Origin of the sequence: Cellulophaga algicola DSM 14237, assembly GCF_000186265.1 — a bacterium.
In the GTDB taxonomy this organism is placed as follows: Bacteria; Bacteroidota; Bacteroidia; order Flavobacteriales; family Flavobacteriaceae; genus Cellulophaga; species Cellulophaga algicola.
This window is the reverse complement of sequence record NC_014934.1, coordinates 2,856,218-2,876,188: the sequence shown is the minus strand read 5'-3', so window position 1 is coordinate 2,876,188 and position 19,971 is coordinate 2,856,218. Positions and strand designations below refer to the sequence as shown.

At 35.1% G+C, this 19,971-nt stretch carries 12 protein-coding genes; all 12 read left to right on the top strand.

Going from position 1 to position 19,971, the window contains the following annotated elements; translation table 11 throughout:
- Window positions 1–144: 144 nt before the first annotated feature.
- Entirely contained in the window at window positions 145–3,021 is a 2,877-nt protein-coding gene (locus tag CELAL_RS12415) for a glycoside hydrolase family 2 protein (RefSeq protein WP_013551257.1), read from the top strand.
- A 14-nt stretch (window positions 3,022–3,035) separates the two neighbouring features.
- Window positions 3,036–4,883, top strand: a complete 1,848-nt coding sequence (locus tag CELAL_RS12410; RefSeq protein ID WP_013551256.1) for a sulfatase-like hydrolase/transferase — start codon at window positions 3,036–3,038, stop codon at window positions 4,881–4,883.
- 7 nt (window positions 4,884–4,890) lie between these two features.
- Entirely contained in the window at window positions 4,891–5,841 is a 951-nt protein-coding gene (locus CELAL_RS12405; protein WP_013551255.1) for a hypothetical protein, read from the top strand.
- Window positions 5,842–5,845: 4 nt separating this feature from the next.
- A complete protein-coding gene (locus tag CELAL_RS12400; protein ID WP_013551254.1) occupies window positions 5,846–7,663 on the top strand; it encodes a hypothetical protein in 1,818 nt (605 codons plus the stop codon).
- Window positions 7,664–7,673: 10 nt separating this feature from the next.
- Window positions 7,674–9,497: an arylsulfatase gene (locus tag CELAL_RS12395; RefSeq protein WP_013551253.1), complete on the top strand. Its 1,824-nt coding sequence runs from the start codon at window positions 7,674–7,676 to the stop codon at window positions 9,495–9,497.
- Window positions 9,498–9,604: 107 nt separating this feature from the next.
- Window positions 9,605–10,186 carry a Crp/Fnr family transcriptional regulator gene (locus CELAL_RS12390; protein WP_013551252.1) on the top strand — a complete coding sequence of 194 codons (582 nt, stop codon included), beginning with the start codon at window positions 9,605–9,607 and terminating at the stop codon, window positions 10,184–10,186.
- Between the two features lie 79 nt (window positions 10,187–10,265).
- Complete coding sequence (locus CELAL_RS12385) at window positions 10,266–10,754, top strand: GlcG/HbpS family heme-binding protein (protein WP_013551251.1); 489 nt, start codon at window positions 10,266–10,268, stop codon at window positions 10,752–10,754.
- Between the two features lie 22 nt (window positions 10,755–10,776).
- Window positions 10,777–12,306, top strand: coding sequence for a Dabb family protein (locus tag CELAL_RS12380; protein ID WP_013551250.1), 1,530 nt, complete (start codon window positions 10,777–10,779; stop codon window positions 12,304–12,306).
- 11 nt (window positions 12,307–12,317) lie between these two features.
- Window positions 12,318–13,037 carry a 3-ketoacyl-ACP reductase gene (locus tag CELAL_RS12375; RefSeq protein ID WP_013551249.1) on the top strand — a complete coding sequence of 240 codons (720 nt, stop codon included), beginning with the start codon at window positions 12,318–12,320 and terminating at the stop codon, window positions 13,035–13,037.
- An 85-nt stretch (window positions 13,038–13,122) separates the two neighbouring features.
- Entirely contained in the window at window positions 13,123–14,766 is a 1,644-nt protein-coding gene (locus CELAL_RS12370) for a sulfatase-like hydrolase/transferase (protein ID WP_013551248.1), read from the top strand.
- A 453-nt stretch (window positions 14,767–15,219) separates the two neighbouring features.
- Window positions 15,220–18,252, top strand: coding sequence for a SusC/RagA family TonB-linked outer membrane protein (locus tag CELAL_RS12365; RefSeq protein WP_013551247.1), 3,033 nt, complete (start codon window positions 15,220–15,222; stop codon window positions 18,250–18,252).
- A gap of 33 nt (window positions 18,253–18,285) precedes the next feature.
- On the top strand, window positions 18,286–19,857 hold the full coding sequence (locus CELAL_RS12360; protein WP_013551246.1) for a RagB/SusD family nutrient uptake outer membrane protein: 1,572 nt from the start codon (window positions 18,286–18,288) through the stop codon (window positions 19,855–19,857).
- Window positions 19,858–19,971 lie beyond the last annotated feature (114 nt).

The following is a 19,971-nucleotide window of genomic DNA, read 5'->3' as shown; positions in this document are numbered from 1 at the left end:
TTTTTCATCAAAACAAACTTCGGTTTCCAAGATTACTGGGTATCTAACTACAATAAACCATATGTGGTATGTTTACAAACATTTCTACTGACCTACCATTCTAAGAATAAATAATTTTAGTACCACAAATATCACTCACTGAAAATGAAACTAAACTATTTATTCATCAGCCTATTAATTAGCACAGTAACATTTGCTCAAAACACAAAATTACCACAAGGTTTTGAAGCAGGCGATCGTACAAAAACAAACTTAAACATTGGATGGAAATTTCATTTGGGAGATTTAGAGCACACTCCTACTGCTACAAATTTTGATGATAGCTCTTGGGAAAATGTCTCTATTCCTCACACCACACAATTAGTTTCCTATGAGATGGATAGTATTAAAGAAACTTGGATACAAGAAAAATACCTCAGAGATATCAGTTGGTATCGCAAAAAAATAAAGATTAATAGTAAGTCCTCCAATAAAATTTTCTTAGAATTTGAAGCAGTTCATAATGCTACCGAAGTCTGGGTAAACGGAAAAAAAGTAGGGAATTACGCTGTAAACGGCTATGTACCGTTTCATTTTGATATTACCGGTTTTGTTATACTAGGACAAGAAAACACTATCGCGATAAAAGCAGATAATAGTTTTAGTCAAACTATAGCTCCGGATCCTCACAGAACAGATTATGTAAAATATGGCGGATTATATAGAGACGTTTATTTAGTTGCTACAAACCCATTACATGTAAATTTTAATTGGGAAAATTATGACGCAGGAGTGCATATCACCACGCCTACGGTTAATAAACACAATGGTACGGTGACAATCAAAACAACTGTAAAAAACGAATCTACTGCAGCTAAGAAAACTACTATACGTACAACCATCATTGATAAGGATGGTATGGTACTCAAAAAGGTAAGTTCCGAAGCTACAATCGCCGCGAATGCTAACTATACATTTAGACAGTCTTTGGTAATTGAAGATGAGTACCACCTATGGTCACCAGACAGTCCTTATTTGTATCGCGTAAATTCCGTTATTTATGATCATGAAACCCCAGTAGATTTCGTTGAAAACACTTTTGGTTTTAGAAAGTTTACTTTAGAAAAAGGTAAAGGCTTTGTGTTAAATGGAGAACCTTTATTTTTAGTTGGCGCCAACCGTCATCAAAGTTATCCTAATATTGGAGATGCTGTTCCCAACTCATTTCATTACAATGAAGCGCTACAGTACAAAAAAGCAGGAATGAATATTATCAGAACATCGCACTACACACAAGACGATGCGTTCTTAAAAGCCTGTGACGAATTGGGCATCCTCATTTATGAAGAACCCTCTACATGGATTGAATGGGGTGGCGATACTTGGTTTGAAAATTTAGAAAAAGCAACCAGAACTATGATCCGTAATCATAGAAATCACCCGTCTATTATTGTTTGGGGAGCAGGAATTAATCATAGAGGTCCGGTTCCAAGAATGCAAACCGTTGCTAAAGAAGAAGATCCTTTTAGATTAACGGCCTCTGCCTCTGCCCCTTGGGATGGACCAAAGAACGAAGGTATTACAGATGTACATGCCACTATGGATTATCGAAGAACAGAATTCCCAGAAAGTGCCTTCACCATGGTTATGGAACATGGTAGTTCTCCTAATTCAGAAGTAAATCAATTTCATATATCACGCTATAAAGGCAATAAAAATAATTTTGCGGCTATTACCTGGTTGGGTGCAGACTACAATCACTTGCAACCTGATATTGTAGATGCCCAATGGTCCCGAGATTTCATGACCACCTACGGTGTACTTTCCCCTTATAGAGTGCCAAAGCCTGTGTATTACTGGTACCAATCTGAATTGGTAGCTAAGCCTATGGTTCACATAGCTGATGAAACCGCTTCTAGAGATGGGAAAATTAGAGTATTCAGCAATTGTCAAGAAGTCGCCTTATACCATAATGGAAAACTAATTGCGCGGCAGGTACCCGATAATGACCTTACCAAAATAAATTTAAACCATCCCTCATTTACCTTTAAATATAATTGGAAAGAAGGCGTCTTAAAAGCTATTGGATATACCAATGGCGAAAAAGTGATGGAATTCACAAGACACAAACAAGGCAAGCCACATCATATAAAAGTTGAATATAATATTAATGACAAACCCTTTTATGCTGGAGGATCAGATATAAGATTGGTTTACGCTTCTATTTTAGATGAACATAGTGAAGTTGTAACCAATACTAAAAATGAAGTTCAGTTTTCTATTTCTGGACCTGGCGAAATCATTGATAACGGGAAAATTTATGCAAACCCTGCCCTTGTTTATAATGGAGTTGCAGCTATTTACGTAAAAGCAACGAATGAAACAGGAACAATTACCGTTACGGCAAAAGCAACAGGCCTAAAGTCTGGTAAAGCTACAATCAATACCGTAAAATTTAACACCAACGAAATTGCAAACCATGCTAAACCTATCTATGATTTCCCCATTACCAGAGTCGATATTGGTGGAGAGAAACAATTGGTACAATTTGAATGGAATGAATGGTCAGGAAATACTGACAATGATTTAAACTATACCATTAAAGAAACGGATACTCAAGTAGAAATAAGTGCTGACGAAAAGATAAATTGGTTAGGAAATGGCACTAGTATGTTGGGCGATTTGAGTTTTGTAGGTACTGATGGTGTGTATATTGAAAAAGGAGAACTCACTTTAAAATTATCAAACTTAAATACTGGAAAGTATGCGCTAGAAACATTTCATCATGCGAGAAATACCGATATTAAAATAACAAATGAAATAGAGGTTACTGTTGATGATGTAGATGGTAGCTTCACTAGAACTTCAGATGACCATATTGTAAATTATTATGATAATAATAGTACCGGTGAACGTCAACCGATTTCTATTCATTCAATCTTAGAATCAGATGGCTCTAACCCTGTTATTCTAAAATTTAAAAGTAAAAATGAAAAAGGAAGCCTTTGGTTAAACGGATTTATTTTAAAACGAATTCAATAAGTGATTTCAAAATTATGAAAAACACCCTTATTCTTAGCTTTATCTTCAGTTTATCCATATATGCGTGCAGTCAGGCACAGGTGAAACCTAATATTTTATGGATTATAACCGATGACCAAAGGGTTGATTCTAATGGCTTTTATAATGAAATAGTAACAGGAGAAAAAAATAGTCCACTAGGTTATGTTTCTTCTCCTAACTTAGATCGTCTTGCGAAGGAAGGCATTGTTTTTACCAATATGTATTGCAACTCTCCTGCATGTGCTCCCTCGCGCTCCTCTATAATTTCGGGTAAATATCCACACCATAGTGGCGTTTATGGTTTTGAATATTTTAATGCTGAAACTGATTTTTTTGATAAAACACTTCCACAGGTCATGGGCGAAAATGGTTATGAAACTAGCCTTTTTGGTAAAGCGGGTTATCGGAACAAAAGCATCAAGAAGAATGTAAAAAATGAGTTTAAGGGCTTTTATGAAAAATACATTTTAGATACTGAATTAAGTAGAGCTGGGCACACCGATTGGTACAATCCTTCAATTTTTGGAAAAGTAAATGGCAGGCCTGCGAAGATCGACGCTAGGACAGAATTCTTTTACCCCAACGGTGAAAAAAAATCATGGAGTCGTCAAAAGAATATTTCAGAAGAAGAACTAAAGATAAAAAGACAGGTAGAAAAAGAATTAGACATTTTATATGCGTACACAAAAGAGTCTAAAGATCTAATCATAGGTGGTGTAAGCCCAATGCCGGCTAATAAAACTTTAGATGCTAACATTTTAACGGAATATATAAGTTACCTAGAAAACGAAAACAAAACCTATCAAACACTGCAAGGGTATCCTATGGAAGGCGTAACTACTAACAAGCCCATTTTTACCAGTTTAAGTTTTCACTTTCCACATACCCCTGTAATGCCTCCAAAAGAGTTTAGAGCACTATTTACAGAAAAAATATACAGAATTCCGTCCTTTAATAAGGAAAAAGAGCTCAGTAAACTGCCTAAACAACTAGTAGATTTATATACAAAATTAAAAATTGATGGTTTGACCTATGAAGAAAAACAACAAGCTATCAGAGATTATTATGCCTTTTGTGCCTATGGTGATTATCTCATCGGCAAGGCTATCACAGCATTTAAAACCTACTGCAAAAAAAACAAGCAAGAGTACGTTATTTTATACACTAGCGGAGATCATGGCTGGCAATTAGGTGAACAAGGCATTGAATCAAAATTTTCTCCCTGGGAATTTGCAACACATACCACAGGTATTTTAGTAGCCTCAGATAAAAAGATAATTCCTGAACACAAGATTTATAAAGGCTTAGTAGAATACGTAGATATAATGCCCACCATTTTGGCTGCTGGGGGTATAGATTTAAAAACAGCAGAATTAAAATTCTTAGATGGGTATAACCTGGCAGACGTATGCATCAATAAAAAAAATGAGCGTGATTATATCATCGGTGAAATAAATAGTGTAGCTGGTCCAAGAACCTACTTACGATCCAAAAATTTTGCATTTTCTATGAGACCAAGACCTTTAAATGGTAATCCCGGAGGAAGATATGTACCCAACGAGAATATTAAATGGGGATTAGATGCACCTCGAGAGGAAGTACAAATGGCATTGTACGATCTGCGTAATGATCCTTTAGAACAGAATAATATTGCAAATGATAAAAAGTATATGGCTTTAGCCGATTGGTTTAGAATAAAACTTGGCGCTATTGTTTTAGGCGATGGTAGAATTGAAAGTAATTGGAAAAACAAAAATGACTACAAGGTGAGTAATTTTGCTAAAGGATCACATGATAGAAATCTTGATATACCTAAAAATATAATTCCTAAAGCTAAATAAACAACCCATGAGAGTTCTAATTACCCTAATAATACTTCTTTTTTGCCTACAAATAAATGCACAAGAGCTAACTGAAAAAGTACTTTTTGTAAAACCACAACCCGTAAAAATTCTGATAAGCGATTCCTATGATTTTACCATAGGTTATATTGCTTTAGCAGATGGAGATTTATCTATAGACATTAGTGGAGGGCCTTCAAAATATTATGCCACTACAAAAATTAAGATAAAAAAAGGACAAGGCATTCAAAAATTAACGATTACCTCAGCACAAAAACCATCACCGGGAAAAGGATATAAATTAGTACTTAGCCTAAGAGCAGTAAATGGAAATTGGGAAACGACTAGAGTTGGTCAAATTATTAATAATATTGAATTCATCAAAAAACCAGTTTCCTTTTCTGAGAATGCTTCATTCTCTCCTTTACTAAACACCATTATTGAAAATACAGCGAAATACCAATTTGATGTGGACTATTCTTTTAGCAAACCCATGCAAGTTCAAATAGCATTGTGGCAAAAAAATAATTGGTTAGCATCCTCCAAAAGAATAGCTATTGGTGCCGGCAGTGGCTCTAAAAAAATAGCTATTAACTATGAGGAACCTCTGGTAGGTAAAGATTATAGGTTAGTGTTATCTTTTGGGCTGCCGGAAGATTTTACTGCTAAAAACACGATCACCAAAGAAATATCTGGAGTACAGTTCCTTAAGCCCACTGCACAAATTACTATGGCCGAAATTAATAATAAAAGCATTCAAATTTCTGTAAACAAATCATCCAATATTTTAACACTTCCTGGTTCTTCCGCTTTTGATTTTATTAAAATTATTGACAGAAATGGTAAAATTATTCTTGAAGAGCTGAACAGTAAACACATCACCATAAGTACGCTATCAAAGGGAGCCTATTTTGCAATAACAAGCACTAACGATTATTATAAATTTGTAAAATTTTAGTCTTATGAAACAGGTAATAACACAACTTATAATTGGTCTTGTTTTTAGTGTGAGTTTCGCTCAAAACAATGAAGTATTCATTGACTTTACCACACAAAAATATATAGGATCAGAAAGCGAATTGCAAAGAGAAAAATACTTTGCGATACATGCCTCTTATAATGATCATGAAATTGCAGCCGATCCAGACTATTTATATGATAATTTAGGTATTGAATTTGGAAGAACTTTTGGTGGTCCAGGCCCTTATGCGAACCATAAAAAGGGCGACCTGTCTATTGAAAATGCCGAAAGACTGGCCAAAAGTAATGCACAGCGGTTTTTAAATTCGCCTTTATATAAGGATTATAAGACTACTGATCTTATTATCACCAACCATCCCAGAGATGCTTTTCAACTAAAAAAAGATTATGAAAAAGCAGCAGCGTTTACTATCGCTTATTTAAAGAATGCTTATCCTGAAATGCCTAAATACTATGAGGTGATGAATGAACCTTTTGTACATGCTAAAGACTATGTAAAAACCTATGATGAAACAGACGAAGTAATTCTTGAAATGTCTAAATTTCATAAATTAGTGGCTGATAAAGTTCATGCCGAAATTCCAAATATTATGGTTGGTGGCTACAGCGCTGCTTGGCCTGAATATGACAAAAATAATTTTGCTATTTGGAATAGCCGCATGAAAGTATTTATGGATACTGCCGGTGAAAGCATGAAGTTTTTTGCTACACATCTTTACGATGGGCGAAATGTTGAAGGAGATTTCAATTACAGATCCGGAAGTAATTCCGAAGCAATTCTAGACCTTATAGAATCCTATAGCTACCAGAAATGGAATCTTATAAAACCTCATTTAATTTCAGAATATGGGTATACGGCTAAAGGCCTGCAAGGAGAACCCTACTCTCCTACCCTAAACGGAGTGTGCTTAATGTCTTATAATAAAATATTAATGTCGCTCTTAGATAAACCAGACCGTCTTCTAAAGGCAGTACCTTTTATCACGGGTAAAGCTACTTGGTTTTATAAAGATGATAGAAACCCAAATAAACACCCATATCCTTGGGTTTTACTCAAAAAGACAGAGGATGGTTCCTATGAGTACACCCATTTAAAAAAGTTCTGGGAACTATGGAAAGGAGTTGAAGGAAAACGTATTCATGTACAATCCATGAATCCTGATATTCAAGCACACGCATTTCTAAATAAGAACAAAGCTTATATTGCTTTGAATAATTTAGCCGATGAACCCCAAAGTGTTCCTCTAAATTTTTTAAATGGAAGTCAAAACCTTATAGAAAACATTACCATTAGAAGATCGTATACTACCGCATCAGGATTTCCTAAATTAGTCTATTTTACAGATATCAATGACAAAACCAATATTACGCTAAAGGTTGGAGAAACGGTAATTATAGACTACGATCTTAAAGAAAATACATTTCAAAATAGCATTACGGAACGTAACTATTATTCAAAATCATGTCTTAAAAAAATTGAAGCCAATAAAACCTTGACTTTCAAAATTAATAATGTTATTTCCGGAGAAAAAGGAGTAGCGACACTAAAAATGGGGCTTGGAAGAACACATGAATTAAGTAAGAAGCCCATTCTCAAAATCAATGGTACTACCGTAACTATCCCAGATAACTGGGCAGGATATGATCAAGCCGGTAGGGAACAATTTTTTGGTGTTATTCCCGTACCAACATCCCTAAAAAATATTAGAACAGGAGAAAATATTGTTGAACTTACCTTTCCAGATTCTGGAGGATACGTTAGTTCTATTATAGTAAACACTGAAGTATATTTAAATTGAAATTCATCTTATGAAAATGAAATATTTAGCACTATTTAGTATTATAACTCTAATAGGTTGCCAATCAAAAAAGAAAGAACTTGTTGTCACGGACAAGAGTTCAAAACCTAATGTAATTATTGTAATTACAGATGATCAAGGTTATGGAGATTTAGGAGTTCATGGCAACAACATCATTAAAACTCCAAACATAGATTCTTTTTATACAGAGAGTTCGCATTTAACCAATTTTCATGTAGGCCCTACTTGTGCACCTACACGTGCTGGGTTAATGACGGGTAGATATGCCAATAGCACTGGGGTTTGGCATACCGTTGGTGGGTGGTCTTTATTACGTGAAAATGAGAAAACTTTGGCCAATATGTTTGCTGAAGCTGGCTATAAAACTGGTGGATTTGGAAAATGGCATTTGGGAGATAATTACCCCTTTAGACCAGAAGATCGTGGTTTTCAAGAAACGGTAATGCATGGAGGTGGTGGCGTACAACAAACTCCAGATTATTGGGATAACACCTATTTTAATGACACCTATTTTCATAATGGAAAACCTGAAAAATACGAAGGATATTGTACTGATATCTTTTTTGACGAAGCCATTAAATTTATTGAAACCAATAAGGATGAGCCATTTTTCTGCTATCTAGCTCCCAATGCTCCACACGGCCCTTATAATGTACCTACTAAATATTATGACTTGTATAAAGATTTAGACGATGCTGTTTTAGCAGATACGCAAAAACGTTTTTATGGGATGATTACCAATATTGATGACAATTTTGGAACCCTAAGGCGCAAATTAAAAGCGTTAGACATCGCTGATAATACCATTTTAATTTTTATGACAGACAACGGTACCTCGGCAGGATATTACAATAAAAAAGGAAAAATTACGGGGTTTAATGCTGAAATGCGCGGTACTAAAGGGAGTGAGTATGAAGGCGGACATAGGGTTCCTTTCTTTATACACTGGAAAGACGGAAAAATTAATACACCAAAAGATATAAATACCCTTGCTGCTCAAATTGACATTCTGCCCACTCTTGCAGACCTTTGTGGTATAGCTTTACCAAAAGATCATTTGGCACTGGACGGCCAGAGTATTGTTCCGCTTTTAAGAGGAAAAGATACCTTAAACACTAGAATGCTAGTGACCGATTCTCAACGCGTACAAAACCCGAGAAAATGGAAAAATTCTGCGGTGATGCAAGCTAATTGGCGCTTAATTAATGGGAAAGAACTTTATGATATTTCCGAAGATATAGGTCAGGCTACCAATATTGCTCCTGAAAACCCCGAGAAAGTTAATGAAATGAAAGCATTTTATGAGCAATGGTGGTCTCAAGTTTCTAAAGATTTCAATGAAGAAATTTATTTTAAAATAGGATCAAAAAATGAAAACCCTATTACGCTTACTGCTCATGACACTCATGGTAAAGAAACAATGCAACCTTGGAACCAAATTCAAATTAGAGAAGGTAAAATTGGCAGTGGGTATTGGAGTGTTGATATTCTTGAAGAAGGCACATATGAAGTAGCACTTAGAAGGTATCCTATAGAAGCCAACTTAGGCATTAATAGTAGCACATCAAAAATAACAACCACTGAAATTCCTGGTTTAGAAAAAGCTATTCCTGAAGGAAAAAATATGCAGTATACCAAAGCTTTTATTGAATTTGAAAATCAATTAAAAGTAGAAACTGAAGTTGAAAAAGATGCAAGTTCAGCAGATTTCTCGGTGGACTTAAAAGCTGGAAAAACTAAATTTTTTGCAAATTTTGTTGATGCTGAAAACCAATCAAATATTGCCTATTACGTTTACATCAAAAAAATATAAACTGAGAATAGTACATGCTACTACGCCAATTATTTGACAGCACAATATTTAAAATGGTACTATTACATTCAATAATTATTGTATTACATGTGGAATTTGAATAAAATATGATTTACGATTTATTAATAGAAAACATTACTAAAAACAGAGAAGTGTCGAAGGTAGAAGCTGAAAAATTTTGTAATTTTTTTAGTGCTAAAACTATTTCGAAAAAAGAATTTCTACTCAAGCAAGGAGAGTTTTGCAAATTTGAAGCGTTTGTAACTGAAGGGTGTTTTAGAGTTTTTTCACTAGACAAAAAAGGGAATGAAAACACATTATACTTTGCCGCCAAAGACTGGTGGCTGATGGATATAGACAGTTTTATGAACCACAAACCATCAGATTTAAATATTCAAGCTTTAGAAGACAGCAAGATGTTAATCATCTCTCAAGAAGAAAAAGCCAATCTCTATAATGAATTACCAATGGCTGAGAAATTTTTTCGAATCATGTTCCAAAAATCAATTGTTGCTTGGCAGCGAAGAGTGGTTAGAAACAACAGTTTAACAGCAAAAGAGCGGTACAATTATTTTACGACACATTATCCTGAAATTGTTTTGAAACTTACGGATAGACAAATGGCGAGTTATTTAGGCATTACGCATGAGTTTTTAAGTAAAATAAAAAAACAAGATAAAATGCAATAATCATGATCGAGTTGAACTTGTTCAACTATTTTCCAGAAGTGATTTTCAATATTTGCAAGCTTAACTAATAAACGTAATTATGAACTTATTTAAGCAAATTAAAGTGTGCGTTATCGGACTGGCATTAATACCTATGTCTACTACAACATATGCTCAAATTACAAATGACATTTCACATGAAGAAGCCTTTGAAATTCTTTTAGCCGCGAAGAAAAACGCTGAAGATTCAAACGTGCTAGTCAACATTGCAGTGGTCGATGCAGGCGCAAATTTAAAGGCATTCATTCGGATGGATGATTCATTTTTAGGAAGTATAGACGTAGCTATCAAAAAAGCAAAGACGGCAAGATATTTTGATATTGACACCGGTGAATTAGGCGAATTAACCCAACCAGGTGGTATCATTTACAATATTGAGCTTTCTAATGGGGGTCTAATTACTTTTCCCGGCGGCTTACCTATTAAAAATAAAGACGGTAAAATTATTGGAGCCATAGGTGTAAGCGGCGGAACAATAGAACAAGATAGAGCAATAGCTACAGCAGGAGCAAAATCAATAGTAGACTAATTATTTACAAAGAACCTTAATCATGAAAATAATAAAATATTTTGCACTCATCATCATCTTGGCATTATCGCAATTTAGCCTTGCTCAAAATTCAGATGATTCGATGCTGTACAGAAAAGACTTCAAGAGCATCTCTGGAAAAAACACAGTTTCGGTGACTAGTTACGTAAAAAACGGTATTCATCTTGTTTATGCAGGTGGCGTAGGTAATGTAGATGTATATAGTTTAAATAAAGACGGTATACTTACTCCAATTAGCAACCACGAACTTTATAAGGGAACTGGACCTTCTCGCGGTATGGTAGCCGATAATATTAATGGCACTGACTTCCTTTTTGTGGCAAACAAACATGGCAATGTTATTGAAACCTTTAAAATTTTAGACAACGGATCTTTAGATCGTGTTTCTCTCGTTGAAGATACGAATGAAACCCATTTGGGAACGGCAATTACCTTGCAAGTGATACATATGAAAAATGCATCATATCTTTTCATTGGTGGCCTAGAAGAAACACCTGGCTTGAGTAGTTTCAAAATACAAAACGATGGAAAGCTAACACATGTGCAATCTATGAAAGATGATGAAACCATTCACACTGATGGAATTATTGGCATGTTTACTCACAAAATAAAGGGTAAAACCTTTTTATACACAGGAGGTTTTCAAGACAATGGTGTTAGTAGTTTCAGAGTTTATGATGACGGAACTTTCAAGAACATAAATAATATTGATGATAATAATACAGATAGATATTTAACAGGAGCATACCCAGTAACAGGAGTAACTTTAGGCGAAAATAAGTACGTAATAGTAGGTCATAGACATCACAAATACTACGATACTACTACCAACTTTATAAAAAGAAAAAAATTCACTTATCATGGTGATGGTGTAAGTGTATTTAAAGTGAATAAAAAGGGAGCTTTAGTACCACATTTTGTTCTTAAAGATGATGAAACCACAAAACTACAAGGACAAACACGAATTGAAATTGTTTCAAGCGATAATAACGAAGCTGTTTTAGCAGTTGGCACAAGAGATGATGCGAGTATTCAATTATTAAAATTAAACGAAGCTGGCATTCTTAGTCCTATCAATTATTTAGAAACAGGATTTTCCATCTATTACGGTTTAAGATCTCATAAAATCGACAATCAAGATTTTCTTATTGCAGGCTCTAATCAGTTTGATTTGAATAAGGTGGTAACTTATAAAATTGCACCGAAAATTAATAGAGAAGGCAAATTTTTAAGACACATAGTAAATCTTAAATATAAAGAAGAAGCTACCGAAGCTCAAATAAATGAAGCTGTTGAAACTTTTGTAAATCTTAAAAATGAAATTCCAGAAATCGTGAATATTGAATGGGGTGTTAATGATAGTGAAGAAGGTCACAGTGAAGGTTTTACGCATACCTTCACAATAACATTTAATGATGAGCATGCCAGAGAAATTTATCTTTTTCATAAAGCACATTTAGATTTGGTAAGTAAAGTTGGTCCAATAATAGGAGGTGCTTTTATTATGGATTACTGGACAAAAGTTAACTAATACGAAAAAACATGAGCAATCTAAAAAACAAAAAAGCAATTATAACAGGTGGTGGTAGAGGTCTTGGAAAAGCGACGGCAATTGCCTTTGCCAAAGAAGGTATTGATGTAGCCATTACTGGTAGAACCGAAAGTACATTAAAAGAAACCGTTTCAGAAATTGAAGCACTGGGCGTAAGCGCTACTTATGCGGTATTCGATGTGGGCAATTATGAGGACGTCAAAACAAGTATTAAAAAAATCATAGACACATTAGGCGGTGTAGATATTTTAGTTAATAACGCGGGTATAGGGGGCTTTGGTTCATTTAATGACATGCCGGTTGAACAATGGACTCAAATTATACAAACCAATCTTATGGGCATGTATTATGTGACTAAAGAAGTTTTACCGTCTTTAATTGCTAAAAATGAAGGCGATATTATTAATGTGTCTTCCACAGCAGGATTAAATGGAAATGCAACTACATCAGCCTATTCAGCATCAAAATTTGCAGTTATTGGCATGTCTGAATCCTTGATGAAGGAAGTACGTAAAAACAATATCAGGGTTGTTACATTGACCCCAAGCACCATAGAATCGGATATGTCAATTGAAGCCGGTATTGCAGAAAAAGGTTCAGTAGATAGCGTGTTGCAACCCGAAGATTTTGCTGAATTGATTCTTGCCGGTTTAAAACTTCCTAGAAGAGCTATGCTTAAAGGGGCTTCTTTATGGTCTACAAATCCTTAAAAATAATTGCAACATGATATTGGTTAAGTAATCCTCTAAATTCCTTAACCAATTTTTATTCAATAAACATCAAAAAAAATGAAACATGAAAAAAACGTTATTATTCCTTTTCTTATTAACCACAATCGTTAAGGCACAAGATCGCCCTAATATTGTTTTCATTCTAACGGATGATCAATCTTATGATTTGTTAGGGTGCACAGGCAATCCTGTAGTTCAAACCCCTAATATTGATAAAATAGCCCAAGAGGGTATATTATTTACAAATGCCCATGTCACGAGTGCCATTTGTACACCTAGTAGAATATCTATATTATTAAGTCAATACGAAAGGAAACACGGTGTAAATTTTAATTCTGGCACAAGTGTTTCAGATACTGCATGGGAAAATTCATATCCTGTGATACTGCGGAATAATGGCTATTATACCGGCTGGGTAGGTAAGAACCATGCCCCTATTGGTAAAGGAGGATATGATAGCGGACTCATGGAAAAGAGTTTTGATTATTGGTATGCTGGACACGGACATTTAGGTTTTTATCCGAAAGACAATCATAGCATTTTTAACGACGCTATTGCTTTTACCCAACCCGAAATCATCAATGAAGGTGTAGATGAGTTCTTAGATCCTAATGCTAGAAAATTAAAAGGTGCTTTACATTTTTTAGAAAATAGGCCTGCAAACAAACCATTTATGCTTTCCATCAACTTTAATTTACCACATGGCGCAGGAACACGTTCTATGAAATTAAAAGAAAGTGATGATGCTATTTATAAAACACTCTATCGTGATTTAGACATTCCATTACACAAAAACTATGTCGCTAAAGCAGCTATTAAAACACCAAAACTTCCAGCAGATTTACTTAGAGCAGAAGATAGACAAGAAGGATATAACTATGTAGATACACCAGAAGGCGTTAAAGAACGATACATAAGAGAGCTAGAAGCCATGACAGGGATTGACCGCTTAGTGGGAAACCTTCAAAAAAAACTGAAAGATTTAAAACTAGATAAAAATACGATTATTATTTTCACCTCTGATCACGGCTTGTTTGGTGGGCAACAGGGTTTAGGAGGTAAAGCACTTTGTTATGAACAAACTACGCATGTACCTATTATTGTATTTAATCCTAAAGCTCCTAAAAAACAAAGAGGATTAAAAAGTGATGCCTTAGTGCAAACCATAGATATAGCCCCAACAATGCTTGCTATGGGCGGCATTACTCCTCCAATTACGTTTCAAGGTAAAGATATCTCAGATTTAATAATAGGGTCAAAAGTAGAAGTTAGAGATTATGTATACACGGAAAACTTATGGTCTACCCATTTCGGTAATCCAAGATGTGAAGCTATTCAAAATAAAGAATGGAAATATATAAGATACTATAAAAATAACAATTTTTCGGCAGCTAAAGAAATTAAATACGCTAAGGAAATGGGCATTCCTTTGAATGAGATGTTATACAATATGCATGATCCTGAGATTGCTATATATCGTGATTATATAGATTCACCTTTACATGGAGAGCAACCTGTTTATGAAGAATTATATAATTTAAAAAACGACCCTAATGAGCTGGCTAATTTAGCCAACAATCCACAACAGTCAGAGGTATTAGCTAACTTAAGACAACAATGGAAAGAAGAAATTACAAATGCTAGAGGCATAGGAAAGGCAGAGGTTTACAGGTATACAAATGACCTTTACCCAGATAGTAAGCATTAATATACTTTAATAGATAATATCAAATTTTATGATATACAAGCGAATGAGTTTCGTCGTTTAAGTAAAATTACAATAATTATACACCCATAAATTTAGTCAAATTTATGGGTGTTTTTTTGCCGTTTATCTAAATATCTAATGGCATTTACGTCTTGCTGCCTTCTGTATTATTTCTTCAAAAACATCAGCTTTATCAAACCCTTAAATTTTTAGGCGCATTCTTATCAATTTATTAGTTATTTAAGTAAATAATAGAAAATATAACAATGACGCATGTTAATGTTATGTGAAAATGTATATATTTGTTTCAAATAAGAAACCAGTTTCTTATTTGAAACTTAAAAATTAACTGACTACACCACACACATTTAAGCTTGGTTTCAATATTGTTCATACTTATAATCTATTAAAATCACACATATACTCAACTAAACACACGTAAAACAAATGATTATGAAAAACAGTTTTTTCAAGTATTCGAAGAAATGTCTTCTATTGGGGATTTTTCTCTCCTTAATGGGCTTTTATCAAGGAGCAGCCCAAAAAACAGTCACCGGTACTGTTAGTGACGAAACCGGGGTTCCTATTCCTGGAGCCAATGTTATTATAAAAGGCACTACTAAAGGAGCCGTTACCGACTTTGATGGCAATTTTAGTATTACAGCATTGGCAGAGGAGGTTTTGGTAATATCCTATATTGGCCATGTTTCTAAAACAATAGCTATCGGAAGTCAGACCTCTATAAGCGTAACCCTACAATCAGATGTGCAACAATTAGATGACGTTGTGGTTATTGGATATGGTACCGTCAAAAAAAGTGACGTTACAGGTTCCGTATCTAGAATAGATTCTAAGTCCTTTGAAGATCAGCCGGTAACTCGAGTTGAAGAAGCGCTACAAGGTCGTGCGGCAGGGGTTACCGTGGCAAAAGCTAATGGCCAACCAGGTGGCGCCATAAAGGTTAGAATTAGAGGTGTCAATTCTATCACTGGAAACAACCAACCACTTGTCGTAGTTGATGGTGTGCTCGGTGGTGATTTAAGCACCATAAATCCCGATGATATTGCCGCTATGGATATTCTTAAAGATGCATCAGCTACAGCAATATATGGTGTAAGAGGATCTAATGGTGTTATTATTATTACCACAAAAAAAGGGTCTGGAAAAGGAAAAATAAACGTTAATTACTTTACTTCTTTTTCTTCAAGTCCTAATTCCGTACCCCGATTGGGTGCTGAAGATTTTGCCATCATAGAAAATCTAAGAAGAACAAATTCTGGTGGAGCAGCTATTTATACCGAAAGCCAAATAGCGGCATTTGCTGCTAATGGTGGTACGGATTATGAGCAAGAAATTCTACGCACAGGAATCAGTAAAAATTTAGCTATTTCAGCCAATGGCTCTGAAGGTAATATTAGATATTATTTTTCGGGGAATTATAGAGATGAAGAAGGAATTGTCATTAACACTGGTTACAATCAATTGTCTATTAGATCTAATGTGGAAGCACAAGTAAAAGACAACTTCAAAATTGGCCTTAACGTCTATGGTAGTAGAAGTGAAAATAAAAATAATACAGATCGTTTTGGTAATGGTCAAGGGAGTTTTATTTATAAAGCCTTAACATGGGACCCCACTACTCCCGTGTATAATGCAGCAGGAGAATACAATATCAGATCTTCTGTGGCATCCTTAAATGACAACCCTGTGAGAAGTTTGAATGAAACTAGAATCAGAGATAATGAAGAAAGATTAAATGCCACGATTAACACTACGTACAACATCACAGACAATTTTACTTATTCTTTAATATTAGGTACTCAAATATCTAGTTTAAATGTGGAAAGATATGCTGTTGAAATAGGCGATGATCAACTACCTCATACCTCTTTTAACAACAATAAAAACACCAGTTACCAAATGAGTAATATATTCACTTGGCAAAAAGAGTTTGGTGATATTCATGATATTAAATTAACAGGAGTCCAAGAATATTCAAACTCTAAATTTCAGGGCAATGGATGGAATGCCAATGACCTTTCACTACAAGGACGTGGATTTTATTTTGCAGAATTAGCTCCTAATTCAGGTCAAACTGTAAACAATGAGTTCAATGAAAGAGAATTATCTTCATTTATGCTGAGAGCAGAATATATTTTAGATAACAATCTTTTTCTTACCGCTACAGGACGTTATGATGCCAGTTCTGTTTTTAGAGAAAAAGAACGATGGGGATTCTTTCCTTCTGTTGCCTTAGCGTATAGCCTAAATGATTTGATTGAAAACTCTAATAGTCTAAGTAGTTTAAAACTAAGAGCAGGCTGGGGACAAGTAGGAAATCAAAATATTGGCCCCTACTCTTCATTCACAACTTTAGGATTTAATAGCTATGCTGCTAATGGTACTGCCGCTACTACGGGTACTTTTATAAATAGTATTGGTAACCCTTTTGCTACTTGGGAGACAACTTCACAATTAAATGTTGGAATTGACCTAGGCTTTGCAAATGGAAAAGGAAACATAAGTATTGATGGGTATAAAAAGGTTACCGAAGATTTATTATTAAATGCTACTATCCCAGATTATGATGGCGGTGAATTAGGTGCTAATACGATTTTAAAAAATGTAGGTGAAGTAGAAAATAAGGGTATTGATCTTACTGTAGGATATGATTTTATTACTACAGAAAATACGAATTGGAGTTCTAACTTTTCATTATCCTATGTAGAAAACAAGGTTACGCAATTAAACGATGGTTTAACCACAATAATTGGACAATTTCAGGCTCCAGGGGGCCAAGGAAACATACTTAACTTCATAGAAATTAATCAGCCCTTAGGACAATTTAACGGAGCTACATTTTTAGGTACGTGGAAATCTACAGATGATATTCCCTTAAATTCAGAAGGCATTCCGATTGCAAAACCTGGAGAAGCTAAATATGTATTAGACGAAAATAATGAAGTAAAATTTGGTGCAATTGGTAACGGTACACCAAAATTAACTTGGGGCTTTAACAACACTATTTCTATTAAGAACTGGGACTTCAATATCTTCCTTCAAGGAGTGCATGGTTTTGATATTTATAATATTCAACAAGCTGCCATCACTGGTGGTGCCGGAGATTCCAGAAGCTTCTTATCTCCAGACCAAGTTAACCAATGGACCCCAACAAATGAAACAGATATTCCCGCATTCGCCCACCTGTATGAATCTAGTCGCTATGTAGAAAAAGGTGATTTTATCCGATTAAGTAACTTAACTATAGGCTATACTTTAAAAGATATAAAAACCTTAAATGATGTTTCCATTAAGCTATATGCAGGTGGCCAAAATTTATTCTTAATTACTGATTATTCTGGTTATGACCCTGAATCTAGTTCAAGACGAAGTGCGGAAGGAAATGAAGATGTTGCGCCAGGTATTAATGTTGGTGCTTATCCTAATCCAAGAACCTACACTTTAGGAGCAAAAATTAGATTTTAATTCGAAGTAAGATTTAGACAAAAAATAAAAAATATGAGAACAATTAACACATACCGTTCATTTCAGGTAAAACCATTTCTCTTGGTAATCATTGCCTTCGCTATGCTTCTTCATAGCTGTGAACAATTTGAATTAGACGAAACGCCAGGTAAATCTAGTTTAGCCGTAGAACCCTACAATAGTATTGAGGAATTAGATTTAGCCGTAACCGGTATTTTTGGAAAACTAAACAAAGCCGCTTGGATGACCACTTTTTATGTCAATGGTTGGTCTGGTGATGATATGACCACGCACCGAGAAAGTAATAAAGGCGATTTTAGAGAATATGATCAAAGAGACATCTCTGCTTCAAACGGAAGAACAGCCACAAATTGGGCAGGTATTTATGCTATGGTGAAAGCCGCTAATACTGTTTTAATTAATATGGAAGGTGTAGCGTTTCCTGCTGATGCTGCTCGTCAAAAAGAGTTAGTGGGGCAAACTTATTTCTTAAGGGGTTTAATGTTTTATCATTTAGCACGTATACACGGAAGAATAGTATTACCCTTAGACTTAGAAATAAACTTTGAAAGACCTTTGGCAACCCAAGCAGAGGTGTACCAGCAGATAGAGAGCGATTTATTAAACGCTGAATCTATGTTACCTGTACAAACAAATATTGGAGCTTCCAATCCTAACTCAGGTACAGCCAGAGCTATACTTGCAAGACTTTATTTAGATTGGGCAGGATTTCCTGAGAAAGATGCTTCAAAATATGCCTTAGCGGCTTCTAGTGCTAAACAAGTCATTGATAACGCTGGTGATCATGGTTTTGGCCTTGTAGATGATATCTCAACCTTATATACCGTAGCTGGTAGAGAAAATATAGAATCTATATTTACCATTGCCTATTGTTCATCTTGTGGTCTTCCTAACCGGAAAACTGGTAAACTTGGACTTCCAAGTGATCCTCAAACACAAGGCTGGCAAGAGACATTTGCAGAAATTAGATTTTTCGAAGATATGCCAGAAGGCGCTAGAAAAGATGCAACCTACCATACGCAAGTACCTTTAGATGAAAATGACAAAGCTACCGCAGGCGACCCTGTTGGAGGCTTTTTAGAGTGGACTAGCTTTGTAGATCAACAACAACCCCTATTCAAGAAAATTGTTGGTCCGTTTGAAGAAGGAACTTTTGGAGGTTTTGAAAGCGACCGAAATGACTACTATATGAGATATGCCGAGGTTTTACTTATTTATGCTGAAGCCTCAGGAGAATCTGGTACTGCAGGCGCAGAAGCATGGAAAGCATTAAATGATGTAAGAAATAGAGCTGGCTTGCCAGATGTAGGTCCGTCAGATGGAACAATTCAAGATTTAGCTTTTACAGAGCGAAAATGGGAATTAGCAGGTGAATATTTACGTTGGAATGATCTGGTAAGAAAAGAGCAGGTTGAGGCTGCACTCGGTGGTTCTGCTAGAAACCCAAGAGTTTCTATAAACGCACTTACCAATGAACCTATAACATCAGAAACAAATGCTATAATTGGTTCTCTAGCGCCATCAAATTATTTTGTGCCTCTACCACAAACTGAAGTAGATAGAAATCCAAACCTAGCAAATTAGATATTGAGTTAGTTTTTTTTAGAATTAAGCGGTAAGATTTTAAAAAATCTTACCGCTTTTTGCTCCTACTATGTTTGCTTTAGTTTAGAAACCAATGTAAATTACAAGAGCCCT